This is a genomic window from Leptospira levettii, assembly GCF_002812085.1.
Taxonomy (GTDB): Bacteria; Spirochaetota; Leptospiria; order Leptospirales; family Leptospiraceae; genus Leptospira_A; species Leptospira_A levettii.
Genome location: NZ_NPDM01000001.1, coordinates 1,476,856 through 1,489,506, shown reverse-complemented (window position 1 = coordinate 1,489,506; position 12,651 = coordinate 1,476,856). Strand labels below are relative to the sequence as shown.

Here is a 12,651-nt window from a genome sequence, read left to right as displayed (position 1 = left end):
AATCCATAGGTTTACGATGGCAAAACAGTTTGTTCGTTTCCAAATTAAGAAAAAAATCGATTGGGGACTTGTCAGTCAGGAAAATATTCTTCCATTAAACATTGGCGACATTTCCACCAAAGATTTATTAGTTGGTCTCCAAAAAAAAAGAATCAAACTCAATTCTAAATCAGAAAAACCAATCCAGAAAAAGGATGTCACCATCCTATCTCCTATTACAGCACCCTGCCAAGTTATTTGCCAAGGTGCCAATTATAAAAAACATTCATTGGAATCGGGGCTTGATCCCAAATCCAAAACATACAATTTGTTTTTTACCAAGTCGGATGTTTCCCTCACAACAGCCATCGGAAATGTAATTCGACCAAATCATGTAAAACTTTTAGATTATGAAATTGAATTGGGAATTGTATTTGGTAAGGATATCGATCTTCCCTTAGATATTCATTCTTACAATCCGAGCGAATACATTGCTGCCCTCTTCATCGCTAATGATATATCAGCAAGAGATGTCCAACTCCCACAATTACAATGGTATAAAGGAAAGTCCTATCGAACATTTTTTCCCGCAGGACCCATACTACTTGTTTTGGAGCCTGGGGATTATGAACTCATTCATTCTTTAGAGTTGAATCTAACAGTTAACGGACAATTAAGACAATCAGCAAAGGCAAACCAAATGGTTTTTCCACCGAAGGAATCCATTGCAGAGTTGTCTTCATTTACTCAAATTCGAGTAGGCGATATTCTGTTAACAGGGACACCAGCAGGATGTGCCATAAAAGCACCTGGGAAACTCAAACAAATCTTTGCCAGTTTTTTACCTGAACATAAAAAGTGGGAACTCTTTATTAAAGGTCAACAGAAAAGAATCGAATACTTACAACCAGGCGATGTAATCAGAGCAACCATTCGCACAAGAGATGGAAAAATGGATTTAGGGGAACAAATCCTTCAGATCAAACAGGGATAACTTCATTGGACAACCTAACGTACAATATACCGGGTCTTCTATTCCCAGCAATTTCCTTACTAATGCTCGCTTATACCAATCGTTTTTTTGGCCTGGCAAAACTTTCCAGACAACTACTCAGTGAATATGAAACATCCAAATCGGAAATTTTAGAAAAACAAATTCATAATCTACGTTTTCGCATTTCACTGATCCTATACGCTCAAAGCGCTGGAATCTTTAGTTTGATTCTATGCACATGTTCTATGGGTATGATTCCCTTTTATAATATCATGGCTTGGATTCTATTTGCCTCATCACTTTTGTTTATGGTGATTTCTTTAATTCTGGCACTCATTGAGATTCATTTATCAGTGATTGCCTTGGATATTGAAAGGAATTCGATTTTGAATTCTTTGCATTTAGAGAATGGAGAAAAGTGAATGGAAATTTTTCCATTCACTCATATGATTCCGATCACTAGGTGTTATTGAAAGATTACCCTCTCTAGATTATCTAAAGTATTACAATCAGCAGCACCAACTGTATTATTAACAGGTGTGACAACTCCTGTTCCAGCACTGTAATACGATCTTGTAACTAAACCTTGCCCATTGGTAGCAGTTGCATTGATCGAGAACAAACATCTGCCACTAATCGTTGGAGCTGCACCAGCATTAACAGTGGCACAACTATTTGTAGCACTGTAAGTGCCACCGGACCCACAAAGTGCAGTAGTATGTGTGCTACCCAATGAGAAATCATAACAGGAACTTCCTCCAGCATTTGTTAGAAAATTACAACTACCTCCACTACTTACTAAAGTTGGATTATTGGCGACTTGTACTCTTATGGTTCCGCCAAATGTTCCCGATACATAATAGCTTTTCACTCTAACACGATATGAGCCAATAGCCAAATTATCTTTTATCCGTTCCCTACTTGCACCAGATCCATTTGTATCTGAGGAATGTGTAACGACTGTACCTGCAGCATTTGTTATTTCCAATACCAAATCGAGTGTACTTGTAGATGTAAAGGCAGTGACAATATGATTCCCAGCGGATGTAATATTTAGACCAAAGTCAACCAAGGGACTATTTGATAATATAGTTCCATTCGATGAATTTCCATTAATGGTAATACTTCCACTAGTAGTAGGAATTGCTTTACATCTGTTAGTAATCGTAGTTTGATTTAAATTAAAGGCACTTACACACAAAAAACCAGATGCACAATTAGCATCCGAAGTGCAGGCAGCGCCATCAGTACCCGTGCCAGAACCGCTTCTAGGAGTGGCAAGTAACAACAATAATAAGGTCTCTTCTGAGGAGGATTCAGGCTTTGGGGAGGAACAATTTAGAACAAAAACAAAAAGAATTGCGAACAGAGTATATTTTTTCATGATGATTTGTAACGCACCAGTTTGGCAAAAGATTCTAAATCGTCAACTACTTTCTGTTAAACTCTCAATTAGAATTTCGAAATTCAGGATATTCTTGCTTACATCAGTCAAAGCGTTCATAAAGTTAGATTGAAAGGGAAATCCCTAGTTGAAAATTTGATTGCTAGAATATATTGGTCTCTCGAAACGAGAGAATCGCTTAATCAGTCTTAGCTGATTGAATCACTTTAGCGAAAAATAATTCCATATCTTAAAACGAAAACGATTGCTAACTCTACAAAGGAATTTTAGTTAAATTCGAATCACAATTTTCCCAAAATGAGATCCTGATCGTAAATACTGAATCGCTTCTACAGACTGTTCTAGTGGAAACACTTTGTCTACAACTGGTTTTAGTCCAGATTGTTCGATAGCTTGGTTCATTTCGATGAAGGCTTTTCTTCCCCCGACAACGAGACCTTGGATTTTTAGATTGTTCATAACAGCAGGGAGTAAATTCAATTCTCCTGATTTACCGGCGAGGATCCCAATCAAGTGGATCACACCAAACGGACGACAGGCTGCGATTGATTGTTCCAAAGTTCCAGCTCCTCCCACTTCAATGATATGATCCGCTCCGACTTTCTCTGTGATCCGACGGACTTCTTTTCCCCAATCCTTTGTTTCTTTGTAATTGATACAAAAATCAGCACCTAATTCCTTCCCTCGTTCCAACTTTTCTGAACTTGAGGAAGTGAGGATGACTTTGGCACCCACCAATTTAGCAAACTGTAAAGCAAAGATGGAAACACCACCTGTTCCTTGTACAAGGACAAATTCACCTGGTTTGAGTTGGCTATATTGGAAAAGTCCTGACCATGCAGTGAGAGCAGCACAAGGTAAGGTGGCAGCTTCTTCATAACTGAGATGATTCGGCATTCGAACAAGACCTGTTTCCGGTACGACTGCCATTTCACGTAATGTACCTGGTAATGGTCCACCAATCGTATGGCGAATTTCTGCATGAGTTGCTTCTTTAGAGATCCACTTCGGAGCAAATGTAAGAAGCACTTTGTCACCAACATTCCATTCGGTGACTTGTGAACCAATTTGTAATACTTCTCCTGCACCATCACTACATGGAACAAGAGGCAACGGAAATTTAGGATTGTACTTTCCTTCGACTACAAGTGAGTCTCTGAAATTTAAGGAAGCTGCATACAATCGTACTAAAACATCTGTTGGACCAACAATTTTAGGATCAGGGGCATCAATTATTTTTAAATTTTCGAGGCCAAATTCTTTGATCTCAGCTTGTTTCATAAAATGTATTATCCTTTCCGTAGTTTCTTTCACTCAATCATGGTTCGAAATTGATTGAATTGATTGATTTCAATATACTAATATCTAACTGACGTTATTGCCTTAATTCAATTTCTCCCTTTTCATTGAGAGGAAAAAATGGATTGTAAGCAACTTCAAATATGTGACCATCTAAATCTTTGAAATAAGCACTATACCCTCCCCAAAACACTTTTTGAGGTTCTTTCAAAATCGCAGCACCTAACTTACGCACTTCGTTTATGATTCGATCTACTTCGGCTTCAGTTTCTACATTTTGAGCTAAAGTCAAACCAGAATACTCTTGTCTATTTTGAAAAGGGATTCCAATGTCTTTTGCCAAATCCTTTTCCCCAAACAAACCAAGAACCAAAGCGCCAATTTGAAAAAATGCTACGTTTTCGTTACTCTCTTTCGATTTTTTCCAACCCAGACCCATTTCATAAAAATGAACTGCTCTGTTTAAGTCAGAAACTCCAAGGGTGATGAGATTGATTCTTGGGAACATAGATACCTGCTTTGTTCAAATATGAACTTTTTGAAAGGAAAATTTTGAATTTCAGAATTAGGATTCACAAAACGGGGGTTGTGTGGTAGAAGGAGCCATTGGGTGGCGGGTGGATAACCCCACCCAGTTCGATACGGGCGGGGACATCTACTCTAATTACAAGCTCGGATCAGAATTACTTCTTTCCCAAACCTGTCGTTTTTGCACCAACGAGGATCGACATGTTTCCTGCTGGGTGTTTGTTTTCACGCATCAATTGGTGGCACTCACCAGTTTGATCAAATGTAAACGTTTGAGCAAGAACTGGATCCACTTTTTTATCAATCACCAATTGGTTGAGGTCACGACAGTTGTCGTCGTTTGCGAAGTGTGAACCTTGCAGACGTTTTTGTCTCATCCAAAGATAACGAAGGTCAGCTGTCGCATTAAAACCCGTAGTTCCCGCACAAATCACAACCATACCACCTGTTTCACAGACAAATACGGAAGTGGGAAGTGTGGTTTCACCTGGGTGTTCAAAAACGATTTGAGGGTTTTTGCCTTTTCCAGCAATGTCCCAAATTGCTTTACCAAACTCACGTGCTTGTTTGGTCCATTCAACAAATGCTTCTGGTTTATTGATATCAGAAGTGAGCCCGCCCCAGTGTTTGAACTTGTTACGGTTGATCACACCAGTTGCACCTAAGTTTTTACAGAACTCAATTTTATCATCTGAGGATACCACAGCGATTGGAATTCCACCAGCTGCTTTTACAATTTGGATTGCCATGGCACCAAGTCCACCAGCTCCACCCCAAATTAGTACTACATCACCTGGTTTGACATCATTTGGTTTCCAGTGGTGTAACATTCTGTATGCAGTTGCGGCAACTAACATATATGCAGCGGATGCTTCCCATGTTAGGTGCTGAGGACGAGGAAGGCATTGGTGGTCTTGTACTTTACAAAATTGTGCAAAGGATCCCCAGTTTGATTCGTATCCCCAAATGATTTGTGATGGTGCATACATTGGATCTTTCCCAGAAAGAACCCATGGATCTTTTGGATCCCACATCGCACAATGGACAACTACTTCATCACCCACTTTTACATTTTTAACTTCAGAACCAACTTTGTATACGATACCAGACGCATCAGATCCACCGATGTGGAATTTTTCAGGTTCCCCTTTTTTATTCCGTGCAGCTATGACATCAACTGGGTAACCTAAGGCCGCCCAAACGTTGTTATAGTTTACCCCAGCAGCCATAGTGGCTACGAGAACTTCGTTCGGACCGATCTCCGGAACATCAATGACTTCTGATTGGAAAGAAGTTTTCGGTTCGCCGTAACGTTCCGGGCGAATGACCTGCGCGTGCATTTTTTTTGGCACGACTCCAATAGGAGGTAGTTCCCCTACTGGTACGATTTCTACGTTGCTCATAGATTACCTTTTACGATTAAGATTTATACAGTTTCTTAGAACGTTTTAAAAAAGGCATGAAATGTCAATCGCTTCCCCACTCCATTGAGAAGGCAAAGGTCCATGCAGACTGGTACAGTCTATACTCTCGATCACGTTGTAATGGATAACGGTATGCCAAACTCATATTGTATTTTTCTGAAAAATTCCAAGAAAACCCACCACTTGCTTCTGTAAAATAGGAAGGATTGTTTTTGTCTTTTTCTTTGGAATAATCCACTCCATTGTATGGATTCCGATACAATATCCCTGAAAAAAGAGAAATCTCAGGCATCAAATAATACGTCACATACGCGGAGATAAGCGTCGTTTTTTTAAATTCATACTCCGGTTCCGGTGGAGTGGCGGAGGGTTTACGCAAATAAAACGGTATCCCATCGTTGTCTTGTAAATTACTCGGTTGGGGTCTCGAAAGTGGATTGATTCCACCAATCTTAGTCACAAACGACCATTTTTCATACAGGTATCCTAGTTTGATAAATCCAGTTCCAGTGTAATAATTTCCTCCCGTGAACCGATCCGTATCAGGACCACTTGGAAATCCAACAGATCCTTCGATCACAAAAAAGTACGGTTTGTCCAAATCAAAAAACGGCTGGTATTTAAAACCTAAATAGGTTTTTCCAATCCTTGCTGCATCTTCTCTTCCTCTTTGTTGGTAATAATTCCAAGGAACGGATGCATTCAAGGCAAACCGACCATCAAAAAAATTCAACTCCGCAAACGCAGTGGTTGTGAACAGGTGACTATTCTCACGTGTAGATTGGTAATAATCTTGGGTCATCACCAAATAGTTGGTTGGTTTTTCTCGTTTCCCAGTAAATGGATCGACAAACCTTGCAGTTGCATTCGGACTATCCGACGAACCCGTGTGATGTGGAAACAAATTTCCAACTGTTACAAAAATCAAAAGGAATCCAATGACAATCTGTTTCATCTTTCGACTCCTGGGAAACAACCAGGAAAACTAAATACAATGTCTTCTGCTTGTAGGTTCTGTTGGAGGATATTGTAAAGATCCACATTGGAAACCTTAGAAATAACAACTGGATTCTCTGCCTTACCACTTAGTGTCTCTAAAAATCGAATAGGAGTACCTGAAACCGTTCTATCTTGAAATAATGATGACAAGGAAAATAGAATTTCAATATTCCCACTCCTGCCATTCTTGATGGGGATTTTGCATTTCGGTGTGATAGTTTTAGAGCCTTGGGGTAAAAGAATGGTAACTGATTTAGTAGTCCCCCCAGTTATATCCATTCTTATATAAATCTCTTCCCAACTAACATTGGCAAGGGCAACGACTCCAAGAGGCATATTGGTTACCTTTGTATTCGAAAACAAAAAACTTGCCCCTGTTTCCATTGTGCTATTAAACTGGGTGATATTGGAAATGGTACCTGCATTTAGAAATGGATAGGTTTTTCCATACAAATCGTCTGCTGGCAAATCCAAGGGAACCGTATACGGTGTATGCGTTTTGGCAACAGCGTTACTCCTTTCAGAACTTGTGGTTGAAACCCCTAGTATCTGGCTTGGTGGGTTGATCCGGTAGCTACCCGTTTCCCAATTGATGTAAGTGCTACTTTGAATTGAAATATTGAAAGATGTTGGCGAAGGGCTTGTCAAGCTAAACTGGTTGATGTTATCGTCAGCTTGGTCATCATAACTTCGCAAATTGGTTCCAATAGGAATCGTTTGGTTGTTATTGAAAAAAATTAGGTTTTGGAGGATGACTAATTTTTCTTCTTCCCGATCACCAACAGAACCAAATGTACATTGAGAGACTAGACCCAAACACAAGATCAGGGCCATATGATTTTTCATGTTAGGTGATTTCAAAATGGACTCGCAAATCTTGGGTTTGTCAAAAACTCTTCATCAGTCAGTGCTAATAAGAAGTTTACCATATCGTCTCTTTGGGAATTGGTAATGGTAAAAGCACGAATCAATGTGGAATCTTTGGCAGTATGGTTTTGTCCGCCACTGCGATAATGGTCTACTACTTTGGTCAAAGCATCCCTTGCACAATCTGTTTTGGTTTTACCACTGGTGATATTAGGATTATTTGCATTATCACACATAAAACTTCCATCATGCATGTATGGGTAAGTGACACCAATATTACGAAGTGAAGGTGCACGGAATTTTCCCGTATCAGAGGCAATTCCCGTCAGATCGAATAACCCTCGTTTATTGCTAGGTTGTCCAGCATAATAGGCATCATCATGGATTCCATTACTATGGTAAAAGAATTCCTCTTTTGCCCCACCATGAAAGGAAGTATCCGTAAAGTTAAACCCTCCGTGGCAATGGAAACACTCTGCCACTTCTCCATTAAAAAGATTCATCCCTCGGATTTCAGACGCATTTAAAGCAGATTTATTATTCCGAAAAGCATATTGATCATACTTTGAATTCCCTGAAATCAATGACCTTTGGAAACTCGCGATGGCAAATCGTACGTTCTGTTCATTCACAGCACTCTCTGCATTTCCATAGGCATTCCGAAATAAAGTTTGGTAAATCGATTTGGCTCTCAGTTTATCCAAAAAAACATTCGAAGAAAGTCCAAGTTCAATTGGAGACTCACCAAACATAGGTGCACGTGCCTGGATTTCTAAACTCGTCATCCGTGGGTTACTCCATGTCAATCGAGGCATATAGGCAACATTGGATAAATGTTGTGAATTTCTAGGATGAGCGACGTTGGTAATCCCTGTAGGAAAATCCTTTCCATCAGCGAAAGCTAGGGATTGGATATGGCAACTCCCACAAGACATACTCTCATCACCTGAAAGTATTTTTTCATTAAACAAATGCCTTCCCAGTTCGACCTTTGCACGAGACATCGGGTTGTCTGAAGGTACATTAGGTACGGGAAAACCAGGTGGTAAGTCCCAAACCCAATCCGAGGCAGTTGCCAAAATTCCAATGGCCGCCAAAAGCATATTGTCGTTGGATTCTTTTTTCTGAAAAGGCAATACATTACAATGGGAGAAAACACTCATTGCAAAACATAAAATTAAAAATTTAGACTTCATTATTTGATACCTAATCATTGTGAGTTGGTATTCATTCCATACCAACTCTTTCTATCATTTTTACTTTAAACTAAAGACTCTTTGCGAGATGGAACTATCCATTGCACCACTTGTAGCATTTAATCCAAATGAACGAATCAATGGTTGACAATTAGTGTCTGCTCCTCCAGGCATACAGGAGACATTGGTTGCACCTGGAACATGATCTTTGATTAATTGATCAAGACTCATTGAAACCGTTTGGTTATTTTGATTTGTTAATCCACTTAATGCAATATTTGCTCTATATTTATTTGCACAATTCCCATAATTGGGTGCTCCGCTGCAACTTGTTGAACCAAGATGTAAACTTGTCCAGTTTGATTGTGTATTCAAACTAAACTCGATTTTTGCATGTTTATACCCGCCAGTCCATGACCAGTACATTGCACCGTTATTTAGAGGAGAGATTTGAGTTGTTCTGTCTAAATGGTTTAATGATTCAGGTACTCCCACTGTAAATTTTATTCCAGTATAACTTCCTGCTGCGACAGTGCCAGTTACCTTAGAATTGGTCTCAGTAGTTTGCGTTGTTTCTAAATCAACCAATGTGACTCCATTTGATTGCCAAACATTGTCCGCTAAAAGTGTCACATCTGCCGTGGAACCATCAGCACGAACCATTTTTACTTCCGATACATAAAATCGAAAATCTCGAAATCGGACAGCGCGACTGTCAGCAGTTACATCTGCGTTTGTCACCAAAGTTTGTCCATTTGCCAGCGCTTCAAAATTTAAGTTTACAGGCTGTGGCAATGATAACGCGAGTAACGCCAGGGTTTGGTTATCGTTTGGTTCTGAGACCATATTACAAGATACAAAACCAAAAAGAAAGAGAGAAACGAGAATTGTTTTTAATAATTTCATAAATACCTAATATTCTAATATTATATTTTACTTCATGTGTAGCCAAATTTGGACTACAGGAATTAAATTGTGGAAATGATTTCCCTAGGTATTACGTGGTGGTCGAAGTAAGGTAGGTAATTTTCCATCCTCTAGAGTGGAAGGAGACTCAAAAACAAGATAAGAAAACAGAATTGGAACCATTAGTCCAAATGTAAAATTTGGTCTGTCCATTGTTTGGTGGTGCATACGAAGAGACATCGCATCTTTTTTCTTTTTTTCACAAGAACAAAGGTGTGCCTCACCATTTTTGGCATCATGGCAATTTGGTTTTAATGCCAATTCCTTAGTGTGAGAATGATTGGGATCATACGAGGCACTGAGGTTTACACTTTGTTTGTCGAGGAACAATTGGTCTTCGGAATTGGAATGTTTTTCCTTTTTAGATCCGTGGTTACATTTACAAATTTTAGAGTTCGATTCCAAACAATACCCGAGTAAACCACTCCCCAAAAAGAAAAATTGGGTAGTTAGTACTAAGGTTAAAAGCCCAGAAATCCATCGTATGGAGACCATCTACCCCAATCTTTCGAAGTTATACTAAAAATCGACACAATTTTTGGACAAATTTGGTGTTCGACCACCTGCCATTTGAAAACATGGTCTTGGAACCAAATGCATCCAAGCTAGAGGCCCTAAAGATGAAACGTACAGAACTGGAACGCAGGGAACGAGAACTGCGAAAGGCAGAAAAGAAAAAAATCCAAACTGGTGAGAAAGAATCCATGAGTGTGGGTGATTACATTGATTCCCTTTTTGGAATGTTTCGATACGATACAGATGAGATTTTCAATGCATCCGATGATGAAAACATTTTGGAACTGCTAGAGAACATGAAAATGGAACACCCAGAAAAACAATGGGATGTGATCATTCGAAAAGCGGTGAACAAAACCAAAGTAGAACAAAAAGAAAAAGCATACGATGCCCTGCGAAATTTAGCAGGAATCTCAGTAGCGACTGCATAATTCGTATTTTTTCCCTACAAACAGATTTACAAAGGAAGGTCATCGTCTTATACTAGTGACCTTCCCGTATGAAACAGACTCTCACCCTCATTCTGTTATGTCTCTTTCATACAGCACTTTGGGCAGACGATAGTCCTTGTCCCAACAGCAATGTGTTTCCAATTTCGACAAACCAAGGAAAACCAACTGACCTTTCCTACCATGTAAGTTTCACCTCCACCGAATCCCAAACTTCAAACCTAACAGAAGTTCAATCACTATTCAAATCGAATCTTGTTACCTCTGCCAATGGTGTAGTTCCCAATTTCGGAAATACTTCAAAACAATATTGGTTTTGTTTTGTACTTCGTAATGACTTAAATCATAACAAACGAACCATTACATTTATCAAATACCCCTTGCTTGACCAAGTTCAATTTTTCGCCTTACGTGAATCAGGTGAAGTAAACCAAAACATCCAAGGTCGTAAGTTTCCATTTCAGAATCGGGACAAAGATTACCGAGGATTTAGTTTTGAAACAGAATTATTACCGAGTGAAACTGTCACCTATTATGTAGGAGTTAAAACAGATAGTTCGGTATCGGTTCCACTTATGGTAGCAGAGGAAAAACATTTCGATACCTACGAATCATTGGATATCCTTTTGCAGGGAATGTTTTTTGGAATCGTTTGTGTAATGAGTTTATATAACTTGTTTGTCTATTTTATGGTCAGAGATAAAGCATATATTTTTTACGTAAACTATTTGATCTTTGCTGCTATTTTATTCCAACTTTCTCTTCAGGGTTTATTGCCTGTTTTATTTTTTCAGAACTCACCCGAACTTGTTTATAATGCACATAACTTTTTATATTTTTTATTCCTCTTATCATGTTTCCCAATGAGTATCACCTTCATGAATCTAAAGGAGAACGCTCCTCGTTTGTATCTAGGTTTTATGGGACTCTCGGTGATTCCAATGGTATGTTTATTGTTATTACCTTTTTTACCTTACCGTGAACTAAACCAATTTGGTGATTCGTTATCTTCCTTTTTAGCTTTTTATGCTCTATTTGTTTCTTATTATGTTTCGTTTGTAAAAAAATTTCCACCAGCTCGTTTTTATTTTTTCGGATACTTTATGTTGATCATTGGCGGATTGACCACTGTACTTAAGTACATGGGATTTTTTCCAGTAAATGTTTTTACTGAAAACGCCTTCCAAGCAGCGACTGCGATTGAAGTTTTACTGATGGCATTTGGTCTTGGTGATCGGATTTCTGTTGTTCAAAAAGAAAAAGAAAGGATCCAAATAAAAGCCGAAATCAACAAACAAAAGTTAATTGCTTATGGGAAAGAATTAAAACTCGCTCAAAAACTCCAAGAATCAACCTTACCTCAAGTTTTGCCTAAATTTCCAGGGCTTTCGATCAAAACAGGTTATTTTCCAGCTTCCCTTGTGGGAGGGGATTTTTATGACCTAACCGTGTATGGAAAACAACAAATCTGTGGTCTCATTGCTGATGTCACTGGCCATGGAGTTCCTGCAGCAATTGAAGCCGCCATGTTAAAAATTGCCTATATGCAAACCTTAGCATTTGCAAACAAACCAGGGAAAGTGTTAGAAAGTATCAACCAAGCTCTTGCAGGGAATTACAAAAACCAATTTTTAACAGCAAGTGCCATCTTTATTGATTTAGAACAAAAAGTTTTAAAAGTTGCAAATGCAGGACACCCCGCCTTATACAAGTTTAATGAAAACTCCAAGTTTATTGATGTAATTCGACCAAAAGGAAAACTAATTGGTTTTTCAAAGGAAGGATTGTATTCAGATGAAGTTCATTCCATCCAAAAAGGAGATAAATTATTATTATTCACGGATGGGATTTGGGACCTTTGGGAAAATGGTGACTCAGGAGAAGAAGCTCTTCTGGATTGGTTACTACAAAGGAAATCAGAATCTGTTGAGTCTTTGTATGGTGGGATTGATGAACACATCCGCCTGCGAAACAAAGAAGGTCCCGCAGACGACGATATTACGTTTCTTCTATTCGAAATTACTTAAAT

General features: G+C 38.9%; 13 protein-coding genes. 4 read left to right on the top strand and 9 right to left on the bottom strand.

Annotation, left to right across the window (positions count from 1 at the left end; all coding sequences use genetic code 11):
* Positions 1-16: 16 nt before the first annotated feature.
* Together CH354_RS07055 and CH354_RS07050 are read left to right on the top strand one after the other, a co-directional pair.
* Entirely contained in the window at positions 17-973 is a 957-nt protein-coding gene (locus CH354_RS07055) for a fumarylacetoacetate hydrolase family protein (RefSeq protein WP_100766347.1), read from the top strand.
* Positions 974-978: 5 nt separating this feature from the next.
* Positions 979-1,395, top strand: coding sequence for a DUF2721 domain-containing protein (locus CH354_RS07050; RefSeq protein ID WP_100716803.1), 417 nt, complete (start codon positions 979-981; stop codon positions 1,393-1,395).
* A gap of 44 nt (positions 1,396-1,439) precedes the next feature.
* Here the strand turns inward: CH354_RS07050 and CH354_RS07045 are convergent, their stop codons facing one another.
* The 9 genes from CH354_RS07045 to CH354_RS07005 all read right to left on the bottom strand — a co-directional run bounded on the left by CH354_RS07045 (position 1,440) and on the right by CH354_RS07005 (position 10,152).
* A complete protein-coding gene (locus tag CH354_RS07045) occupies positions 1,440-2,261 on the bottom strand; it encodes a hypothetical protein (RefSeq protein ID WP_165780935.1) in 822 nt (273 codons plus the stop codon).
* Between the two features lie 387 nt (positions 2,262-2,648).
* Positions 2,649-3,659, bottom strand: coding sequence for a zinc-dependent alcohol dehydrogenase family protein (locus CH354_RS07040; RefSeq protein WP_100766346.1), 1,011 nt, complete (start codon positions 3,657-3,659; stop codon positions 2,649-2,651).
* Positions 3,660-3,753: 94 nt separating this feature from the next.
* A complete protein-coding gene (locus tag CH354_RS07035; RefSeq protein WP_100725852.1) occupies positions 3,754-4,185 on the bottom strand; it encodes a VOC family protein in 432 nt (143 codons plus the stop codon).
* Between the two features lie 175 nt (positions 4,186-4,360).
* The gene (gene ccrA, locus CH354_RS07030; protein ID WP_100716806.1) at positions 4,361-5,608 is read right to left on the bottom strand and encodes a crotonyl-CoA carboxylase/reductase; all 1,248 of its coding nucleotides are present in this window, start codon (positions 5,606-5,608) and stop codon (positions 4,361-4,363) included.
* 64 nt (positions 5,609-5,672) lie between these two features.
* Positions 5,673-6,584, bottom strand: a complete 912-nt coding sequence (locus CH354_RS07025; RefSeq protein ID WP_100725851.1) for an LIC11086 family outer membrane transporter — start codon at positions 6,582-6,584, stop codon at positions 5,673-5,675.
* A complete protein-coding gene (locus tag CH354_RS07020) occupies positions 6,581-7,462 on the bottom strand; it encodes a hypothetical protein (RefSeq protein WP_243395990.1) in 882 nt (293 codons plus the stop codon). Before CH354_RS07020 ends, CH354_RS07025 begins: the two co-directional genes overlap by 4 nt.
* Before the next feature lie 23 nt (positions 7,463-7,485).
* Positions 7,486-8,691: an MbnH family di-heme enzyme gene (locus CH354_RS07015; RefSeq protein ID WP_100725849.1), complete on the bottom strand. Its 1,206-nt coding sequence runs from the start codon at positions 8,689-8,691 to the stop codon at positions 7,486-7,488.
* Between the two features lie 60 nt (positions 8,692-8,751).
* The gene (locus CH354_RS07010; RefSeq protein ID WP_100725848.1) at positions 8,752-9,597 is read right to left on the bottom strand and encodes an MbnP family copper-binding protein; all 846 of its coding nucleotides are present in this window, start codon (positions 9,595-9,597) and stop codon (positions 8,752-8,754) included.
* An 84-nt stretch (positions 9,598-9,681) separates the two neighbouring features.
* Entirely contained in the window at positions 9,682-10,152 is a 471-nt protein-coding gene (locus CH354_RS07005; RefSeq protein ID WP_100725847.1) for an LIC_11090 family protein, read from the bottom strand.
* A 125-nt stretch (positions 10,153-10,277) separates the two neighbouring features.
* Here CH354_RS07005 and CH354_RS07000 point away from each other — a divergent pair, with 125 nt between their 5' ends.
* Both CH354_RS07000 and CH354_RS06995 read left to right on the top strand, forming a co-directional pair.
* Positions 10,278-10,604: an LB_289 family protein gene (locus tag CH354_RS07000; RefSeq protein ID WP_100716903.1), complete on the top strand. Its 327-nt coding sequence runs from the start codon at positions 10,278-10,280 to the stop codon at positions 10,602-10,604.
* Between the two features lie 68 nt (positions 10,605-10,672).
* A complete protein-coding gene (locus CH354_RS06995; RefSeq protein ID WP_100766345.1) occupies positions 10,673-12,649 on the top strand; it encodes a 7TM diverse intracellular signaling domain-containing protein in 1,977 nt (658 codons plus the stop codon).
* Positions 12,650-12,651 lie beyond the last annotated feature (2 nt).